Consider the following 19565-nt stretch of genomic DNA (forward strand, 5'->3'; position numbering starts at 1 on the left):
TTCTCCTGTTAATCCTGTGTCGCCGGACCAGTGGCTGATTCCGGTTCGCGAGTGTTCAGCGCACTGGTGACCGGGTTGGCGTACATGTCCAGCAGATAGCTGTGGAAGGGTTCGTCGCAGCTGTTCAGGCGGCGGCTCAGTTCCTGCTCAGCAGCGTCCAGCTCGGCGGGGCTCCAGGTTTCCGCCGTTACCAGCGTGTCGGTGGTCTCCCGCAGACTGTTGTGGGAATCCGGGTGCTGGCTGCGAAGCTCATAAGCGGCAAGATTGGAGGCATGCAGGTGATAGTTGGCGTGCATGTCGGTGTCGATACGGGCAGCCAGCTCCCTGGGGGTTTCCGGGGCGTCCTTGATGGGATCGCTGAAATGCACATGAACGTGGCCCTTGAAGCCGGTGAGCCCCTTGATGATCTGGTCGGTATCCTCGCCGGGCTGCTTGGTGTAGTCGCCCGTGCGGGCACGGGTTTCCAGTTCCCGGGCCTTGTCGGTATCGCATGGATCATACTCGTAGGCGATGGACACCGGCACGATGCGCAGCCGGTCCATGGCGTCATTAAACGCCAGGCCCTGCTTCTTCAGGCTCATATAGAACATCTTGATGATGGCCGGATCGGTCAGGTCCAGGCCGTCTTTGGCGCGCCCTTCCCGTTGAGCAATCCAGACGCTGTGGCCAGTTTCAATGCTGTGACTGATGAACGACGACAGCGTCAGAAAGGTGTCCCGCATTTCCCGGGGGCTAGAGACATTGCGGCGCACCACGAAGCTCTTGTTCATCCGCATTAGCTCGGCGAACACCCGGTTCTGCAGCAGATTGTCGCCGATGGCGATGCGGGTGGTGGCAAAGCCGTGGCGGAACAGCAGGTAGTTGACCACCAGCGGGTCGAAAACAATGTCCCGATGGTTGGACAGGAACAGATACGGGGTGTTCGGGTCCAGCCTGTCCAGCCCGGTGTGGGTCACCCGAGTGGTGGTGTGGTCAACCAGTTGCTCTACGTGCTCGTAGAGCCTGGCCTGGATGTCATCAATACGGGTCAGCCCGCCAAAGGTGTCGCGCAGCCAGTTCCGCACCCGGCCGCGGATCAGGCCGGGCAGCCAGCGACTCAGGGTGGGCGATTTGAATCGGGCGATCAGGTCGAGAAACTCGGCGTCCCCCAGCAGACGTTGAATGGCTTCCTCGGTTTCCTCATCCGAGTAGGGGCGTATCGCGTCAAATTCCTGCATGGATATCCTGTAGTTGGGTTGTGCTCTTTATCGCGCTGATCCGTAACTGGTTGTGGTGTGGATCAGCGGCTGGCGGCAAGCCGTTGCGGCCAGCAAAATGCCGCTATTGTAGCCGGTTACCTATCGCAATACCTCAATTGCCTCACCCTTTTCTGATATGATAACGCCGCTTCTGGCCGGTCGCTTTCCGGTTGCCTGGAAGCCGCGCCTTTCCACCCATCGTTCAACGAAGCACAGCGCCGCATGGATTTTCAGCAACTCTCCCCCAGCCGGCCCGACTCGGCCCAGCAGTCTCCGGAACAGGTTCTTCACCAGGTCTTCGGTTACGAGCAGTTCCGTCCCTTGCAGGGGGATGTGGTGGCCGAAGTCGTGGCGGGACGCAACGCCCTGGTGCTGATGCCCACCGGTGGCGGCAAGTCGCTGTGTTACCAGGTGCCGGCGTTGGTTCGGCCAGGCACCGCGGTGGTGATATCGCCGCTGATCGCGTTGATGCAGGACCAGGTTGCAGCCCTGCAACAGCTTGGCGTGCGGGCGGCGTTTCTCAATTCCACCATGGATTTCCACGAGGCACGGGCAACCGAGAATGCCCTGATGACCGGCGAGCTGGACCTGCTCTACTGTGCGCCGGAGCGGCTGTTGCAGCCCCGTACCCTGGAGTTGTTGCACCAGGCTTCCCTGGCATTGTTCGCGATTGATGAGGCGCACTGTGTGTCCCAGTGGGGCCATGATTTCCGGGCCGATTACCTGGGCCTGACGATGCTGGCCGAGCAGTTTCCGAACGTTCCCCGGATTGCCCTGACGGCCACCGCCGATGAGCGCACCCGCCGGGAGATCGCCGAGCGCCTGTCGCTCACCGAGGCGCGGCACTTCATCAGTGGCTTTGATCGCCCGAACATCCAGTACCGCATCACTCCAAAAGTTAACGCAAACAAGCAACTACTGGATTTTATTAAATCAGAACATCAGGGTGATGCCGGCATCGTCTACTGCCTGTCACGGAACAAGGTGGAAGCCACCGCGAAGATGCTGGCGGACAAAGGCTACACGGCCCTGCCCTACCACGCAGGCCTGCCGGCGGAAGATCGGGCCCGCCACCAGGAGCGTTTCCTGCGGGAAGACGGTGTCATCGTGGTGGCCACCATTGCCTTCGGCATGGGGATCGACAAGCCGGATGTTCGCTTTGTTGCGCACCTGGACCTGCCGAAAAGCCTGGAAGCCTACTACCAGGAAACCGGTCGTGCCGGCCGGGATGGCAGCCCGTCGACGGCTTGGATGGTGTACGGTCTGCAGGATGTCATCAAGCTCCGCCAGATGCTCGAGGGTTCCCAGGGCAGCGACCAGTTCAAGCGCATCGAGCGACAGAAAATGGATGCAATGCTGGGGCTTTGCGAAGTCACCGGCTGTCGCCGTCAGGTGTTACTGCGCTATTTCGGAGATGAGCTGGATCAGCCGTGCAACAACTGCGATACCTGCCTGACCCCGCCTGAAACCTGGGACGGCGCCCTGGCGGTGCAGAAGGCCCTGTCCTGCGTCTATCGGACCGGGCAGCGGTTTGGCGTCACCTACCTCATTGACGTGCTGAGGGGCAGCGAGAACGATCGTATCCGGCAGTCTGGCCACCATAAGGTGTCGACGTTCGGTATTGGCGAGGAGCTCAGCGCCAACGAATGGAAGTCGGTGTTCCGGCAACTGGTGGCCAACGGCTACCTGCGGGCGGACCCGGAGGGCTATGGCGCGCTTCAGCTCACCGAGGCCTGCCGCCCATTGCTGCGCGGGGAGCAGCCCATCCGGCTGCGCAAGGACCCGGTGGCCAAGCGCACCCGCGGTGCCGGCGGCTCAGGCTCCAACAAAACCACCCACCACGTTACCGACCCGGAAGGCTGGGAGGCGTTACGGGCCTGTCGCAAGACCCTGGCCGAACAGCAGGGTGTGCCTCCCTACGTCATTTTTCATGACACCACATTGCTGGAGATCCTCGAGCGACGACCGGCAACCATGGCAGAACTGGCCGAGGTTAACGGCGTCGGCGCCGCCAAGCTGGAAAAATACGGCGAGACCTTCCTGGCCGAATTGGCAAGACTTGGCGCCGCCTGAATCAACGGTGCCCTTTCTTGCGGACCCGATAGTGGGCGATGGAGGTGGCAACTTCCTCTCCCCTGTCGTCCCGCATTACCCCCTCCAGAGTGAAGGCGGTCTTGCCGTCACGATCGGCCTCGGCCTGCAGACGTTCAATCTGTTCCCTCGATAGCTCAAATTCTACCGTCACATCGGAGTTTGCCGGTTGCTTGAAGCGCAGGGTCATCTCCTTGAGGATTGGCACATACGCAGGCCCCAGGTCGAACAGGGTCAGTACCCCGCCGGGGATCTCAGCAACCAGAAAATAGGCGCCGGCGTACAGACTGCCAAAATGGTTACGATTGCCCTTGAGGGTGATGCGGGCCCGTACATAGCCCGGGCGCAGCTCCTCCACCCGAAACCCGTTGCGGCGAGTGAACGGGATTGCACTGGCAATGATCCGATTGATGGCGGCGTAGCCGGAGGTTTTCCGTAACCAGGCTGTCGGGCGGGTGATGGGCGCTTTCGGATCGCTGCCGGCAACCCAGTGGCCGGCAGCGTCGATCAGTTGGTCAATCAGAGCCATACGATGTCCTTTTTAGCTGATTTGTCATTGTTTTATGGTTTTTTTACACAACTGCACTGACTTTGTCACCGAAAGCTCTAGACTGGTCGTTGCACGTGGAGACAGGATGACGGTGGAATGAGGGCAAGACGCCAGGGGCGACAATGGGCTTGGCAGAGCTGGCTGGCTTACCTGGGTGGCTTCCTTGCGCTGCTGATCACCTGCGCTCCCATCCACGCTCTCCCCCTTACACCGGAGGGATTGTCGCCCGCCGATGAACGCACCATCACCCTTTGGTACCGCAATTACGACAGCCCCGCCATTCGCGCCCTGGTGGCGCTGGCGTTGTCGAAGACTCCCGAATACGGCCGTTTCCGGCTGACCCGCAGTATTGAAATGGTTCAGGGCCGGGCCCTGCTTGAGTTGACCCGGGACCACCCCCGGGTTCTGGATCTCGCTGCGGTGGCAACATCCGTGGAACGGGAAAAGGATCTGTTGGCCATTCCGGTGCCAATCGACGGCGGGCTACTGGGATTCCGGGTCTGCGTGGTGATGGAAGATGCGCTGAGCCGGTTCGAGGGTGTGGCCTCCCTCGACGATCTTCGTGACCGCGGGCTGCGCATTGGCCAGGGCCTGCACTGGCCGGATGCCACCATCCTGCAGGTGAACGGTGTTCAGGTGGTGACCCATTCCCGTTACGAAACCCTGTTCAAGATGCTGCGGAACGACCGGTTTGACTGTTTTGCCCGGGGCGTCAGCGAAGTGCTGTTTGATCTGGAGCTGGAACAGGACCCGGAGCTGGTGATTGAACCGTCCCTACTGATTGCCTACCCCATGCTGTCCTATTTCTTTGTCGGCCCAGAAGACCATGTTCTGGCTCAGCGACTGCAGCTGGGAATGGATCGGGCGATCCAGGATGGCAGCTTCTCCCGTTATCTCAATCGATACTACGGCGAAGCCCTTGAGGTGCTGGCGCTGGACCGTCGCCAGGTTCTTCTGCTGAACAACCCCTATCTGGGGCGGGAGTCCAGTGAGATCGGGCGCAGGGCACTGGAAACGCTGCGGGTCCGGATGGGCCAGCAGCGCTCCAGCGTAACGCCGGTTAAGACGCGCTAAACCTTAAAACGCTCCACATTGTGATGCAGGGTCTGGCCAACCGTTTCGATCTGGCCGCTGTAGACATCGTTCTCGCTGGCCGCCGCTGCCGCTTCCTGGCCCTGGTCGGCGATGCGGGTGATGGAAGCATTGAGCTCTTCGGTCACCGATGTCTGTTCCTCGGACGCGGTGGCGATCTGCGTGGTCATCTGGCTGATGGAGGTAATCGCCTCGGCAATGCGGTTGAGGGTTTCCATTGCATCCTGGGCTTTCTCCATGCTGACGTTGGATACAGCCGTGGAGGCCTGCATCACGTCGACCGCGTCATTGGCCCCTTTCTGCAGCCGTTCGATCATATTGTTGATCTCCTCGGTGCTGTCCTGGGTGCGCTTCGCCAGGTTACGGACCTCATCCGCCACCACCGCAAAGCCACGACCGGCGTCCCCGGCCCGGGCCGCCTCAATGGCGGCGTTGAGCGCCAGCAGGTTGGTCTGTTCGGCAATGCCCTGAATCACCTCCAGCACGGTGGTGATTTCAGACACGTCCTTACCCAGGGTGTCGATGACATTCGCCGCCGAGGAGATCTCCTCGGACAGCCGCTGCACCGCATCCCGTGAGGCGGCCACCGTCTCCAGTGACGCCCGTGAATCCTCGTCGGCGTTGTTGGCGGCATCGGCGGTCTGCTGGGCGTTCTGGGCAATCTCGCCGGCGGCGGCAGACATCTCGTTGATCGCGGTGGCGATCATGTCGATCTCGGCCTGCTGGCTTTCCACGCTGTGGCGACTGGCGCTGGCGGTCTGACGCAGTGAGCCCACGCTGCCCCCCAGTTCCTGGGTGCCTTTCTGGACGTCCCGCACCACTTCCTGAATGTTGGAGACGAAGCTGTTGAAGTTGTCTGCAAGCTTGCCGATTTCGTCGTTGCTGCTGACTTCCAGACGCTTGGTGAGATCGGCGTCGCCGCTGGCAATATCCGCCATGGCATCGCCCAGGTTGCGGACCGGCTTCATCAACACCCGAATGCCAATGTTGAGCAGAATCAGCGTCACCACCAGGGACACGATTGCCACGATAATGCCGGTAACCCGGGCATCGTAAAGCGGACCGTTGATCAGGTCCTCATTGGCGAAGGTGCCGAGATACCATTCCACGGCCCGGGCGTCCTTGATGCGATGGAAGCTGGCCAACCAACTGGTGCCTTCAATATCATAGGCCACCTGGTCACCGCTGAGGTCCGGGTCTTCGCCCAGCAGCTCGCGGATGTGCTTGCCCACCAGTTCCCGCTGCGGGTGGTACAGCACCGTACCGTCTTTGGCGATCAGGGTGGCGTAGCCGGTGTCGGCAAGGGTAACGGTGGACAGCATGGCATCGATGCTCTCCAGGGTGACGTCGGCGCCGACCACGCCAGCGAAGTCGCCGCGGGGGGACGGCGCCAGGGACGAAATGATCACCTGGCTGGTACCGGCGTCAATGTAGGGTGCGGTGAACGACGCCCGGCCCAGGCTCTTGGCAAGCTTGTACCAGGGACGCTGGCGTGGATCGTAGTCATCCGGCAGGTCTGCGGAAACTTCGTCGTTACGCATCAGCATCACGCCGTTATCCTGGCCGATGTAAACGTCCTTGAATCCGACCCCTGCCGTGGCAGACTGCAGGATCGCCCTCACCTGTTGCTGGTTCCTGGCCGTGGCCAGGGCATCCGCAACCGCTTCCGTGGTGCTCAGGCGGGTGTTTAGCCAGTCGGCAATGCTTGCCGTACTCTGGGCAACGGTATCTTCAATCAGCGCGTTGACATAGGTATCTGTCGTGTCCTCGAGGCGCGAGTCGCTGATCAGGGCGTAGGCGCCGATGACCAGCACCAGCAGGACGCCGAAAGACGTTAACAGTTTTTGGCCAAAGGAAAGGCGATTCATGGAGGTTCTCTCTTGTTCAGGAACGGACTTCTTTATGAACGCTGCGTTCATATTTCCAAGCTAGACTATTTTTTTACGTCCGGTTTGAATTACGACGTCTGGCGGGAAATCTTTACCGGATTCCTGGAAAAAAGTTGTAAAACCTACACAAAGTGACAGTTCGTCACTTTTCTCGACCGTTTTAGCCCGATATTTGAACAATCACGGAGTTTGCATCGATGGCTCATGAAGAACTGCACCTCAACCTGCGCAACCTGACTGTGGGGGACTACAGCCAGTTGCAGACGCTGATGGATCAGATTTACGACGACATCGGCGGGGCCTGGCCTGAGGAGACCATCGAAACCCTGGTGAAACAGTTCCCCGAGGGCCAGATCTGTATTGAGGACAACGGCCAGCTGGTTGCCGTGGCGCTCACGGTGTGCGTGAAGTACGACCGTTTCAGTAACCCTCACACCTACGACGATCTGATCCTCCGCAACGAGAAAATCCTCCACAACGCCAAGGGGGATTCGCTGTACGGGCTGGATGTGTTTATTCATCCGGATTACCGGGGCTATCGCCTGGGACGGCGGTTGTACGAGGCCCGCAAGGAACTGTGCCGGTCGATGAACCTGCGGGCGATCCTCGCCGGCGGTCGCATTCCCGCCTATTACCGGTACGCGGACCAGTACACCCCGGAGGAGTACATTCAGCGGGTGGACCGGCGTGAGATCTATGACCCGATTCTGACGTTTCAGTTGGCCAACGACTTTCAGGTCACCCGGCTGATGCACAAGTACCTCCCCGAGGACGAAAAGTCCCAGGGCTATGCCACCCTGCTGGAGTGGCGGAACATTCTGTACACGCCGCCGTCAACGGTGATCAACACCCGCAAAACCCAGGTGCGGATGGGGGCGGTCCAGTGGCAGATGCGGGAGTTCACCTCGGTGGAGGAAGTACTGCGGCAGGTGGAGTACTTTGTGGACGCGTTGTCGGACTACAAAAGTGACTTTGCCCTGTTCCCGGAGTTCTTCAATGCCCCTCTGATGGGGCTGACCGATCAGGTGGACCAGACCCGCGCGATCCGCTTTCTGGCCGGTTTTACCGAACAGTTCCGGGATGAGATGTCGGAAATGGCGGTCAGCTACAACATCAACATCATCACTGGCTCCATGCCGTTGCTGGAAGATGACCGGGTCTACAACGTGTCCTACCTCTGCCACCGGGATGGTCGGGTGGATGAACAGCGCAAGATCCACATCACGCCCCACGAACGTCGAGACTGGGTCATTGAGGGCGGTAACCAGTTCGAGGTTTTCGACACCGACGCCGGGCGCGTTGCCATCATGATCTGTTATGATATCGAGTTTCCCGAGTTGGGGCGGATGGCCGCTGCGGCCGACGTCGATATCATCTGTGTGCCGTTCTGGACCGATACCAAGAACGGCTACCTGAGGGTCAGGCACTGTGCCCAGGCCAGAGCCATCGAGAACGAATGCTATGTGGTCATCACCGGCAGTGTCGGTAACCTGCCCAAGGTGGAAAACCTGGATGTGCAGTACGCCCAGTCCTCGGTATTCTCGCCCTCGGATTTCGCCTTCCCCCACGATGCCGTCATGGCGGAGACGACGCCCAACACCGAGATGATCATGTTCTCCGACATGGATCTGGAGAAGCTCAAGCTGGTCAGGAACGAGGGCTCGGTCACCAACCTGAAGGACCGCCGCCCCGACCTGTACCGCTTCGAAACCTCCTGATGGAGGCCGGTGCTGGCACAAGATGAGTTCCCGCTTGAAGCGCGAACGCTATAGGATTGACCGCGTTGCAAAATGTGGACGTGCTGTTTATTGTTTACACAGCTGTGGCAGGGCTGACAGAACGGTTTACCGTCTGACCTGCCTTCAAGGACTTTGGATGTTGATTCGATGAAAGAAGCCATACCTGACCTGATTGCCCGATTCCGAATCAAGCACGGGCTCTTCCGCAAGGAGCTGGTGGAAGCGCAGGTCTTTGATCTTGATCAGTTCGGATGTGTCCTCAAAACCGATAAAATCTTCAATCCGGGCGATACGCTGCCGTTGGATCTGGTGATGACCATGCCGTTCGACAACATCCGCGCCAAAGGGGTCAGCGGTCTTGTGACCGAACGCAGAAAGCATTGCAGCAATTTCTTCTACTCCGTTGATTTCAATATCAGTGAGTCTCCCCAGCCAGCCCTGCTGGCGGAGCAGTTGGAACGAATTCGCGAGGTGGTGGGCAAGAAGCAGTCGCTGCGCTCCCGTCGGTCCGGCGGACCGGGCCGGCGCTCAAGTCCCGCCACCTGAAGACCGCGATGGGCGGCTGGCGGGATCTGGCATTCAGTTCCGCAAATCACGAAGAAAGCCGATGCACAACGGCTCAAAACACGGATAGACCAAGGGGAACCCTAGTTATGGCGAAAAAAGAGTCAAAGAAGGACAAGGCAGGCGTCGACAAGGTCGTCAAAAAGGTGAACAAGGAGATCGAGAAAACCTCCTCACAAATCGAGAAGCTGATCAACGACGCCCTCAAGCAGTTCGACACCCTGCAGAACCAGATCCAGGAACCGGTGCGGAAACTGCTGCGGGAAGTGGACGACCTGCGTGAGCGGGAAATGCGCCGATTCCACGAAGAAATGGACCGTCGCCTGGGTGAGCTGCATGATCTGCAAAACACCGTGATGGAGCGACTTGGCCTGGCCACCAACGAAGGCGAGAGTGCTGCCAAAAAGGTCTCCAAAGACGCTGCCAAGGCCGCCAAGACCATCGAGAAAGCCGCTGAAAAGACCGCTGAGAAGACGGCCGCGCCGGCCAAGAAAAAACCGGCTGCAGCCAAGGCCAAGCCGAAAGCCAAGCCTGCCTCCAAGGGCAATGGCAAAGCGGCACCCAAGGCCGCCGCAGCCAAGGCGCCGAAAGCCGTGAACAAGAGTGACCTGACTCTGGTCAAGGGCATTGGTCCGGCTACCGCCAAGAAAATGCAGGATGCCGGCATTACCAGCATTGAGCAGATTGCCAACCCTTCCGCCGCCGAGCAGGAGAAGCTGCAGGCCTTCGCCAAGATGAAAGGCTTCAGTGACTGGTCAAGTGAGGCCAAGAAACTGCTCTGATGCGAACGACCGAGCAACCTGTTTTACAGGATATAGTCCTGGTTGGTGGCGGTCACAGCCATGTCGGGGTTCTTCGGCGATTCGCCATGAGCCCCGTTCCCGGAGTGCGTCTGACACTGATCTGCCGGGATACCCACACCCCCTACTCTGGCATGCTGCCCGGCTACGTTGCCGGGCATTATTCGTTTGACGACGTCCACATTGACCTGAGTCGCCTGGCGGAGTTCGCCGGTGCCCGCTTCTACCGGGACGAGGTGACCCTCATCGATCGGGCGAACAGTCAGGTCCAGTGTCGGAACCGTCCGCCGGTCCGCTACGATCTGCTGTCCATCAACATCGGCTCCACCCCCAGCGTCGCCCACATCCCTGGTGCCCTGGATCGCGCCGTTCCGGTTAAGCCGATCCACCGGTTTGATCGCCACTGGCAGGCTCTGCTGGGTCGCGTGCAGCAGAATCAGGCTCCGCAGGCGATTGCCGTGGTAGGCGCCGGCGCCGGCGGTGTCGAGTTGGTGCTGGCCATGCAGTACCGGCTGCGGCGGGCGCTGGCGAAGCTGGGGCGGAGCCCCGATGCGCTCCGTTTTCTGCTGCTGGACGCGGCTGACAGCGTGCTGCCAACCCACAACGACAAGGTCCGGCAGCGGTTCACCTCGGTACTGGCGGAGCGGGGAATCGAGGTTCACCTCAACACCCGTGTGGTGGCCGTGGACGACGGGGCGCTGGTGACCGATGCCGGTCAGCGCCTCGCCACGGACGAAGTGCTGTGGGTGACCAGTGCCGGCGGACCATCCTGGCTGGCCGACAGTGGTCTTGCCGTGGACGAGCGGGGCTTTGTCCGGGTTCGGGATACCCTGCAGACCGAAACCGATGAGCGCATTTTTGCCGCCGGCGACATCGCCCACATGATCAACCATCCCCGGGAGAAGGCCGGGGTGTTCGCCGTGCGCCAGGGACCGCCGCTGGCGGACAACCTCCGGCGCCTGGCGTTGGCACAGGCACCCCGGCCCTATCGCCCCCAGCGCAATTGGTTGGCGCTGATCAGCACCGGGGATCGCTATGCGGTCGCGTCCAGGGGCGGCTGGTCGGCCAGCGGCCGATGGCTATGGCGCTGGAAGGACTGGATTGACCGCCGCTTCATGGCGCGCTTCAACGAACTGGAACCGATGGCGATGGATTCGGCGGCGGCGGATACCCGTGCGGCCCGCTCCGAAGCCGATGCCCAGCAGGCGATCTCGGCGCTCGCCATGCGCTGCGGTGGTTGTGGTGCCAAGGTGGGCGGCACCGTGCTGTCGCGAGCCCTGGCGAAGTTGCAGCCAGTGGAACGGGACGATGTGCTGGTCGGCCTCCATGCACCGGATGATGCCGCCGTACTGACGGTGCCGCCTGGCAAGGCAACGGTGCACACCGTTGATTTCTTCCGGGCATTTATCGATGACCCCTATCTGCTTGGTCGCATCGCCGCCAACCACAGCCTGGGAGACATCTTTGCCATGGGGGCCGAGGCCCAGAGTGCCACCGCCATTGCCACGATTCCCCAGGGTATCGAATCGAAAGTCGAAGACGTGGTGTTCCAGATGATGTCCGGCGCGGTCGAGGTGCTCAATGAGGCCAACTGCGCCTTGGTGGGTGGCCATACCGGCGAGGGCCAGGAGCTCGCTCTGGGGTTTGCCATCAATGGCCTTATTGACCCGCAGCAAGTAATGAGCAAGGCCGGTCTGGCCGTGGGCGACAGCCTCATCCTGACCAAACCCCTGGGCACCGGAACACTGTTTGCCGCCCATGCCCAGTTGGCCGCCCGTGGTCGCTGGATCGATGGTGCCCTCGCGTCCATGGACCAGTCCTCCCAGGCGGCAGCCCAGTGCCTCCGGGCCCACGGTGCCCGGGCCTGCACCGACATCACCGGTTTTGGCCTGCTGGGCCACCTGGTGGAGATGGTGAAACCGTCAGACGTGGATGTTGAGCTTGAGATTGATCGCCTTCCCCTGCTTGAGGGCGCCGAGGAAACCGTTGCCGCAGGCATCCTCAGCTCACTGCAGCCCGCCAATACCCGGTTGCGTCGAGCCATTCGCGATCAGCAGGTCTGGCTTGCCCATCCCCGTTACCCACTGTTGTTTGATCCCCAGACTGCAGGCGGCCTGCTTGCCGGGGTGCCGTCTGAACACGCCGAGGCCTGTGTGACGGAACTCCGCCGGCTGGGCTATCAGCAGGCCACCGTTGTTGGTCAGGTTGTCGCCCGGTCTGGCGAACCGGAGCCGGTGACGCTGCTCTCTCGTACCTGACGGCTGGGCCGGCTGTACCTGTCATCGGCGATTCCGTGTATCCTTTGCGCACTTGAGCCCATCCCCGGAAGCGGACCCGAGGACCCTGTCCCGGGCCCAAAAAGAACAAGGAATCTTTCCATGCTGATTCGACATCTCCGCCGGTTCGCCTGCGCGCTGGCCATGACCGCCCTACCCCTGGGCGCCGCCCAGGCTGACACCTTCGTCTTCACCGCCATCCCCGACGAAGATGAGACCAAGCTGATTGAGCGTTTTCAGGGAGTTGCCGATTACCTGGCCGAGGAACTCGATGTCGAGGTCCGCTACGTACCGGTAAAATCCTACGCCGCCGCGGTCACCGCCTTCCGCAACAACCAAGTGCAGCTGGCCTGGTTTGGCGGGTTGTCCGGGGTTCAGGCCCGTCGCCTGGTACCGGGCTCCGAAGCGCTGGCCCAGGGCGCCGAGGACGAGAGCTTCCAGACCTATTTCATCGCCCACAGCAGCACCGGTCTGGAAGCGTCCGACGAACTGCCGGCAGCGATCAGGGATCGTACCTTCACCTTTGGTTCCAAGGGCTCCACCTCCGGCCGACTGATGCCCGAATTCTTCCTGCGGGAAAGCTTTGGTGAGGCACCTGAAGACATCTTTGCCCGCGTTGGCTACAGCGGTAACCACACCCGCACCCTGCGACTGGTGGAAGCGGGCACCTACGAAGTGGGTGCGCTCAACTTCGCGGTGTGGGAGAAGGAACTGGCCGATGGCAACATCGATACCAATGCCGTCAAGGTCATCTGGCGTACCCCCGGCTACCCGGATTACCAGTGGACCGTGCGTGGTGATGTCGATGAACGGTTTGGCGAGGGCTTCAAGGACCGGGTCCGCACCGCCCTGCTGGAACTGGATGATCCGGAACTGCTGGCAAGCTTCCCCCGCGAGGCCTTTATTCCCGCCGACAATGACGACTATGAACCGATCCGCAAGGTAGCTGAAGAGATCGGTATCCTGCAGTAATGTCTGGCCTGGAACTGTCCAATCTCACGGCCGTCTTTGACGGCCGTGCTGTCTTGGGGCCGCTCTCCCTGACGGTGGCCGAGGGTGACCGTGTCGCCCTGGTTGGCAAGAGCGGTGCAGGCAAGTCCACGCTGCTGAAGCTGGCGTTCCAGCACGGTGCCCGGCATGCCGCCCTGGTGCCCCAGGATCTGGGGTTGGTCCAGCCGTTGCCGGTGTTCCATAACGTGTTCATGGGGCGCCTGGATGAACGCTCGCTGTGGTACAACACCGCAACCCTGTTCCGGCCTTTCCGCAGGGACCGGCAGGAGATTGGCGATCTACTCGATCAGGTGGCGATGGGCGACAAGCTGTGGCAGCCCGTTGCGGCGCTGTCTGGCGGCCAACGTCAGCGCACCGCCATTGCCCGGGCACTCTACCACCGGTCCCGTACTCTGCTGGCGGATGAGCCGGTATCGGCTCTGGACGGCCCCATGGCTGCGCGAGTGATGGAGCTGCTGCGTGCCCGCTTTCCCACCAGCCTGATCGCCCTTCACGACATCGATCTGGCGCTGGCTTATTGCAACCGCATTGTCGGTATCCAGGATGGTCACATCGCGCTCGATCGGCGGGCCGATGAACTGTCCGAGTCTGACCTGCTGGCGCTGTACTGACCCATGACCCTGGCGCCCACGCTTCGTACCAGCCTGATCTTCCTGGCCATTGCCCTGGCCGGCCTGATGGTGGCCGACATATCGATCACCGCCGTAAACCCCTGGCGGGATCTGGGGCGCTTCTTCCTGGGCATGGTGACCCCGGATTTCTTCTCCTACCAGGGGCTGGCAACCGCGCTGCTGCGAACCGTGGCCTTTGCCTTTGTCGGCGTCAGCCTGGGGGCAACCTTTGGTTTTCTGCTGGCGTTGGCGTTCCGCTGGCGTGCGGTGCGAATGGGCTGTGCGTTTGTGCGAGCCATCCATGAGCTGTTCTGGGCGCTGATCTTCCTGCAGTTCTTCGGTTTTCACCCGCTGACCGGGGTATTGGCCATTGCCATTCCCTACACCGGCATCTTCGCCAAGGTGTATTCCGAGATGCTGGACGAGACCGACCCTGAACCAGGCCGGACCCTGCCGCCAGCCACCGGCGCCTGGCTGACCTTCCTCTACACCCGGGTGCCCCAGTGCTGGCAGCAGCTGTGCAGTTACACTGCCTATCGGCTGGAGTGTGGTCTGCGGTCCAGCGCTATCCTCGGCTTCGTCGGTCTGCCGACCCTGGGGTTCTATCTGGAAGCCTCGTTCTCCCAGGGGCTGTACTCCGAAGCCGGCGCAATGCTGATCCTGTTCTACGTGCTGATCGCCACCATACCGCTGTGGTTACGGCGACCGCTGTTGCCCGCCTACATCGTGGCGGCGCCGTTCTTCCTGGGAGACGGTTTTCCGATTGTCTGGGGCAACGTCACCCGGTTCTTTACCTCCGACATCGTGCCGGCACCGTTGCGTCATGGTGAGGGAATGGATGGACTGCTGGTCTGGCTGGCGGATGTGGCAGTCAGCGATGCCCTGCCCGGGCTCTGGCATACCCTAGTGCTGACTCAGGTGGCGCTGGTGCTGTCCGGTATCATCGCGCTGGTCTGCTTTCCGCTGATATCAAAACACTTCGCCGGGCCGGTGCGACGGACCGGGGGGCATGTGATGCTGGTTATCCTGCGCTCCACACCGGAATACGTGCTGGCCTACATTCTGTTGCAGCTGTGGGGGCCGTCGATGCTGCCGGCCATTGTCGCCCTGGCGCTGCACAATGGCGGTATCATCGCCCACCTGGTCGGTCGCCAGTCGAGTACGCTGCAGTTGCGGCCCGATGCACCCCGGGGCTTTGGCCGCTACAGCTACGAACTGGTACCGCGACTGTACCGCTCGTTCCTGGCACTGCTGTTCTATCGCTGGGAGATCATCATGCGGGAGACCGCCATTCTCGGCATACTGGGTATCTACACCCTCGGTTTCTACGTCGACAGTGCCATCCAGAACATCCAGTTTGATCGGGCGCTGTTGCTGATCGTCTTTACCGCCCTGCTGAACCTGGTGATCGACAAACTCTCCCGAACCATTCGGGCACGGCTGGCGCTGCAGACCCTGCCAACCTGCTAGCGCCTATTGGTTGATACGTTGACTTAGCTGCGCCACTTGCCGGCTCAGCAGTAGCGTCACGTTCTCTCTGCCACCTGGTTCACAGTTCCACACATGAGGGCGGATTCCCGCCCCAAATGGCCCCCTCGTTCGCTTGGCTGAAAGTTACGCATTGTTACAATGCAGGTAACTAATGTTACGCGGTGGGTTTAAGAGCAATGGTCGAATATCTGGCAGTGGCCATGGAACTGGGACTGGCGACCCTGTTGGGGGTATTGGCATTCAGGATGACAACTCTGGCCAGAGCCGAAGGGCCGGCCTTTGGCCGTTCGGTGGCATTGGACAACGCCGGCGTCATGTCGATGCCTTCCGCGCCTTCGTATCCGACAGCCACCAGTCAGCCCCCGGCTCGCACAACGCGCCGCCTCGGCGTGGACCGCACGGATCTGCTGACCCAGCTGCACATCCTCCTTGGCCTCCAGGATCGGGTCTGTCGTGAACAGGGAGTGGATCTGGGCGACGCCCCTGAGGCATTGCAGAGCTATGCCCTGGCCTGGCTGTACGGCGCGGCCGTGGCGTTGTGCGCGCCTCAGGATCGTCACAGCGAGGCCATCGCCGGCCTCACGGCGCAGTTGATCCATCGCAAGACTGGCCTGGCGCCGGTTAGCGCCCACCAGGCTCTGGCCACCCTCACCTATTCCTCAGTTATGCTGGCCTGCTTCCGACATGGCCTGGACGGTGCCAGCCACTGGCGTGACCATCACTTTGTCCCTTCCGACGACGCCTTGATGACCGCCATCACCAGCTACGCCTTTGTCTGAGGGTGTGACCGGTTACGTTGCGGTTTGAACGGCGGCTAAGGTGATCTGCGTACGCGGACCAAACGGGCTCTGGCGGGATTAGGGGTTGCCGGGCTGGGCTGAAGGCTATTCGGCGGCAACCAGGGTCCACTGATTGCCCAGTGGTTGCGGTGGGGTCTGGGCGGGTTCGCCCTTGGGGATGCCTGACAGAGAGGGCCGGGTGTAGCTGCCGTCGGCCTGGTGCGCCATGCTGTCAACGTCGACTGTAATGACCTGGAAGATCTGGTCACCAACCCGGACTTCCGAACGATGAGTCAGGCCAAACACGAATCGACAGTAATCGAGCTTCAGTTGCAGTAGGTCCTGTTCCGCTTTCTGAATCTTGCGCAGCAGGACGCCTTGGAGGCTGGATGCATATTCCATTCGGGTCTTCCATGAGCCATAGGTCGTAGGATGGGCCGATTCTACACCGATTTGGCCGGCTGTCACTGCCCACTGGCTTCAAAAATCAGCCGAAAAGGGACGTTCTTGAGGGGGCCACTGCGGTTTTCCAAGTCTATCCGCCAAACCATGGTGTCCTGTACCGTGCACAGCGGTGCGGTAAAGCGGGTTTCCCAGCGGCCAGCCTCGCCCGTGGCGCTCAGGGGGACCGGGTACTCGCCCAGGTACATGGATTCGCCTCTCAGCACACCGTGCAGCCGCTCCGGGTTGGCAGTGGTGGTCAGCTCAATGTGGTAGTGGTGCTGACCGTTCACGAAAGCCAGCTCCTTCAGAGCAAGCTGCCACTGGTCGCCGTCACTCTGCCACTGACAGTCTTCGGTGATCAGATTGCAACTGGAAATGGGCCCTTGACCGGTATCTTCCGGTGTCTGCCGCATGAGCCAGCGAGGCCCCAGGACAGCCGCCGCCAGAATGGCGATGATCAGCGCAGCGATTGCGATACCTCTGAGCAACGTGTCTCTCCTCTACCCCGGCCAACAGTGGAAAGCGGGGCATTATGGAGGTTTTGGGGCGAACTTCCTAGGGAGCCTACCATGGTCGTCGTCCTGTAACGCCTGGCGCCTCTTCCGCAACCACACGAAACCATGAGAAACTTTCGCCTTTTGATCGACCCAATACAGGGGTGTAACCGTGCAGCCGGATATTTCCGTCAAGAATCTGAACAAGGTCTACGCTGGAGGGTTTCAGGCCCTGAAAAACGTCAACCTGGACATTGAGCGCGGTGAAATTTTTGCCCTGCTCGGCCCCAATGGTGCGGGCAAGACCACGCTGATCAGCATCATCTGCGGCATCGTCAACCTGTCCAGCGGCACCGTTGAAGCCGCCGGCCATGACATCGTCCGCGACTATCGCGCCGCCCGCAGCAGCATCGGGCTGGTCCCCCAGGAACTGAACACCGACGCCTTTGAAACGGTCTGGGACGCGGTCTCCTTCTCCCGCGGGCTGTTCGGCAAGGCGCCGAACCCGGCTCACATCGAGAAGGTACTGAAAGACCTGTCGCTGTGGGACAAGCGTGACAACCGCATCATGGCGCTGTCCGGTGGAATGAAGCGTCGGGTAATGATCGCCAAGGCGCTGTCCCACGAACCCCGCATCCTGTTCCTGGACGAGCCCACCGCCGGTGTGGACGTGGAATTGCGACGGGACATGTGGGAGATGGTGCGGGGCCTGCGCAACAATGGCGTGACCATCATCCTCACCACTCACTACATCGAAGAAGCCGAAGAAATGGCGGATCGCATTGGTGTGATTCGCCAGGGTGAGATCATTCTGGTGGAAGACAAGGACCAGTTGATGGCCAAGCTCGGCAAGAAAGAGCTGCGGTTGCTGCTGCAACAGCCCCTGGACAGCCTACCGGGCGAACTGGCACTGGAGCCGCTGGCACTGTCGGAGGACGGCTACGAGCTGATCTACACCTTCGATGCCCAGCAGGAGCAGGCCGGCGTTGCCCGCCTATTGCGACAGCTTGGGGATCTGGGCATCGAGTACCGGGATCTGCAGACCCGGGAAAGCTCGCTGGAAGATATTTTTGTGGGACTGGTGCACGAGTAGCGTGCGGGTACGGGCAGGAGACTGACATGAATCTACACGGCGTTCGCGCAATCTACCGATTTGAAATGGCCCGCATGTGGCGCACCCTGATGCAGAGTGTGGCCTCGCCGGTGATTTCCACCTCACTCTATTTTGTGGTGTTTGGCTCCGCCATCGGTTCACGGATGGGGGATATCGATGGCATCAGCTATGGTGCCTTCATCATTCCTGGTCTGGTGATGCTGTCGCTGCTGATGCAGAGCATTTCCAACGCCTCGTTCGGCATCTACATGCCGAAGTTTTCCGGCACCATCTACGAAGTACTGTCGGCGCCGGTCTCCTACGTTGAGGTGGTGCTGGGCTATGTGGGGGCGGCAGCCACCAAGTCCGTCATCCTCGGCGCCATCATTCTGCTTACCGCCCGGCTGTTCGTGGACTACCACGTGCTCCACCCGGTATGGATGGTGGCCTTCCTGGTGCTTACCTCGATCACCTTCAGCCTGTTCGGGTTCATCATCGGCATCTGGGCCGACGGCTTCGAGAAGCTCCAGATCGTGCCGTTGATGATAGTGACGCCACTGGTGTTCCTGGGCGGCACTTTCTACTCCATCGACATGCTGCCGGAGATCTGGCAGACCGTGACCCTGTTCAATCCGGTGGTCTACCTGATCAGTGGTTTCCGCTGGGCCTTCTACGGTGTTTCAGACATCCATGTGGGCATCAGCGTGGGCATGACTCTGGTGTTCATGATGGCCTGTCTCACCGCGATCTGGTGGATCTTCAAGACCGGCTACCGTCTGCGCACCTGACCATGGGTCAGCGGCGGCATTGGCAGTGGCAATACCTCAGGCAGGCAAGCCTGGCCCTGGCGGTCGGCGGATTGCTCATTGCAACGCTGGCCGGCTGCCGGCCGCCCCAGGCCGATTCGGTTGAAGAGCCCCGCCAGACCCGGCCGCTTGAACGGACTCAGCTCGAGCTGGTGTCCCGGGATGGCCAGCGCGCAACGCTCTCGGTTGAGATCGCGGCATCTCCCGCCCAGCGCCAGAAGGGGCTGATGGGACGAGAGACTCTGGCGGCGGATGCCGGCATGCTGTTTCTCTACCCGGCCCCGAGAGCGGCTGACTTCGGCTTCTGGATGTATCACACCCTGATTCCCCTGGATATCGCGTATCTCAAGGCCAGCGGTGAGATCGTGGCCATCCGCGCCATGGCACCCTGCCCCAGTGGCGACGATTGCCCCACCTACCCGGCGGGCGCCTCGTTCTCGGTAGCCCTGGAGGTAAACCAGGGTTACTTCGAGCGACACGGTTTTGCGGTGGGTGATCGGGTGATCCTGCCGCCTGGGCTTCTCGACCGGCCATCAGCAGGTGCGCCTTCTGGCGCGTCTGATTGACTCTGGTTCAACTCTGACTTAGCGTTTGATC

The 19565-nt window shown here is 61.1% G+C and carries 18 protein-coding genes; 13 read left to right on the plus strand and 5 right to left on the minus strand.

All coding sequences use genetic code 11. From position 1 onward, the window contains the following. Positions 1–8: 8 nt before the first annotated feature. Positions 9–1217, minus strand: coding sequence for a 1-acyl-sn-glycerol-3-phosphate acyltransferase (locus J2887_RS10205; RefSeq protein WP_227175896.1), 1209 nt, complete (start codon positions 1215–1217; stop codon positions 9–11). Between the two features lie 243 nt (positions 1218–1460). Between J2887_RS10205 and recQ the strand changes: the two genes are divergently transcribed. Continuing rightward, positions 1461–3311: a DNA helicase RecQ gene (gene recQ, locus J2887_RS10210; protein WP_227175897.1), complete on the plus strand. Its 1851-nt coding sequence runs from the start codon at positions 1461–1463 to the stop codon at positions 3309–3311. 1 nt (position 3312) lies between these two features. On the opposite strand, the gene J2887_RS10215 is transcribed toward recQ, so the two are convergent. Beyond that, positions 3313–3858, minus strand: a complete 546-nt coding sequence (locus tag J2887_RS10215; protein WP_227175898.1) for a YiiD C-terminal domain-containing protein — start codon at positions 3856–3858, stop codon at positions 3313–3315. A 117-nt stretch (positions 3859–3975) separates the two neighbouring features. Between J2887_RS10215 and J2887_RS10220 the strand changes: the two genes are divergently transcribed. Beyond that, the gene (locus tag J2887_RS10220; protein WP_227175899.1) at positions 3976–4953 is read left to right on the plus strand and encodes a transporter substrate-binding domain-containing protein; all 978 of its coding nucleotides are present in this window, start codon (positions 3976–3978) and stop codon (positions 4951–4953) included. Here J2887_RS10220 and J2887_RS10225 read toward each other — a convergent pair. Next, entirely contained in the window at positions 4950–6839 is a 1890-nt protein-coding gene (locus J2887_RS10225) for a methyl-accepting chemotaxis protein (RefSeq protein WP_227175900.1), read from the minus strand. The genes J2887_RS10220 and J2887_RS10225 overlap by 4 nt on opposite strands. 218 nt (positions 6840–7057) lie before the next feature. Between J2887_RS10225 and J2887_RS10230 the strand changes: the two genes are divergently transcribed. The 8 genes from J2887_RS10230 (at position 7058) to J2887_RS10265 (ending at position 16131) form a co-directional block, all read left to right on the plus strand. Further along, on the plus strand, positions 7058–8578 hold the full coding sequence (locus J2887_RS10230) for a bifunctional GNAT family N-acetyltransferase/carbon-nitrogen hydrolase family protein (RefSeq protein ID WP_227175901.1): 1521 nt from the start codon (positions 7058–7060) through the stop codon (positions 8576–8578). Between the two features lie 168 nt (positions 8579–8746). Next, the gene (locus tag J2887_RS10235; protein WP_227175902.1) at positions 8747–9145 is read left to right on the plus strand and encodes a hypothetical protein; all 399 of its coding nucleotides are present in this window, start codon (positions 8747–8749) and stop codon (positions 9143–9145) included. Between the two features lie 107 nt (positions 9146–9252). Continuing rightward, entirely contained in the window at positions 9253–9945 is a 693-nt protein-coding gene (locus J2887_RS10240) for a helix-hairpin-helix domain-containing protein (protein WP_227175903.1), read from the plus strand. Beyond that, positions 9945–12221 (plus strand): selenide, water dikinase SelD, encoded by a 2277-nt coding sequence (selD, locus tag J2887_RS10245; protein ID WP_227175904.1) that lies wholly within the window; start codon positions 9945–9947, stop codon positions 12219–12221. Before J2887_RS10240 ends, selD begins: the two co-directional genes overlap by 1 nt. Before the next feature lie 120 nt (positions 12222–12341). After that, the gene (locus tag J2887_RS10250) at positions 12342–13211 is read left to right on the plus strand and encodes a putative selenate ABC transporter substrate-binding protein (RefSeq protein ID WP_228752853.1); all 870 of its coding nucleotides are present in this window, start codon (positions 12342–12344) and stop codon (positions 13209–13211) included. Continuing rightward, entirely contained in the window at positions 13211–13861 is a 651-nt protein-coding gene (locus J2887_RS10255; protein ID WP_227175905.1) for an ATP-binding cassette domain-containing protein, read from the plus strand. The genes J2887_RS10250 and J2887_RS10255 overlap by 1 nt, the downstream gene beginning before the upstream one ends. Before the next feature lie 3 nt (positions 13862–13864). Further along, complete coding sequence (locus tag J2887_RS10260; protein ID WP_227175906.1) at positions 13865–15331, plus strand: PhnE/PtxC family ABC transporter permease; 1467 nt, start codon at positions 13865–13867, stop codon at positions 15329–15331. 197 nt (positions 15332–15528) lie between these two features. Beyond that, positions 15529–16131 (plus strand): hypothetical protein, encoded by a 603-nt coding sequence (locus J2887_RS10265; RefSeq protein WP_227175907.1) that lies wholly within the window; start codon positions 15529–15531, stop codon positions 16129–16131. Between the two features lie 105 nt (positions 16132–16236). Here J2887_RS10265 and J2887_RS10270 read toward each other — a convergent pair whose 3' ends face one another. Both J2887_RS10270 and J2887_RS10275 read right to left on the minus strand, forming a co-directional pair. Beyond that, on the minus strand, positions 16237–16533 hold the full coding sequence (locus J2887_RS10270) for a hypothetical protein (RefSeq protein WP_227175908.1): 297 nt from the start codon (positions 16531–16533) through the stop codon (positions 16237–16239). 62 nt (positions 16534–16595) lie between these two features. Beyond that, a complete protein-coding gene (locus J2887_RS10275; RefSeq protein ID WP_227175909.1) occupies positions 16596–17063 on the minus strand; it encodes a hypothetical protein in 468 nt (155 codons plus the stop codon). A gap of 178 nt (positions 17064–17241) precedes the next feature. Here J2887_RS10275 and J2887_RS10280 point away from each other — a divergent pair, with 178 nt between their 5' ends. The 3 genes from J2887_RS10280 to J2887_RS10290 are packed head-to-tail and all read left to right on the plus strand — an operon-like array spanning position 17242 to position 19534. After that, positions 17242–18162, plus strand: coding sequence for an ABC transporter ATP-binding protein (locus tag J2887_RS10280; RefSeq protein WP_227175910.1), 921 nt, complete (start codon positions 17242–17244; stop codon positions 18160–18162). A 26-nt stretch (positions 18163–18188) separates the two neighbouring features. Continuing rightward, the gene (locus J2887_RS10285; RefSeq protein ID WP_227175911.1) at positions 18189–18950 is read left to right on the plus strand and encodes an ABC transporter permease; all 762 of its coding nucleotides are present in this window, start codon (positions 18189–18191) and stop codon (positions 18948–18950) included. 2 nt (positions 18951–18952) lie between these two features. Then, complete coding sequence (locus J2887_RS10290) at positions 18953–19534, plus strand: DUF192 domain-containing protein (RefSeq protein ID WP_227175912.1); 582 nt, start codon at positions 18953–18955, stop codon at positions 19532–19534. Positions 19535–19565: the final 31 nt, after the last annotated feature.

The sequence above is a fragment of the Marinobacter sp. CA1 genome, assembly GCF_020546665.1.
Taxonomy (GTDB): domain Bacteria; phylum Pseudomonadota; class Gammaproteobacteria; order Pseudomonadales; family Oleiphilaceae; genus Marinobacter; species Marinobacter xestospongiae.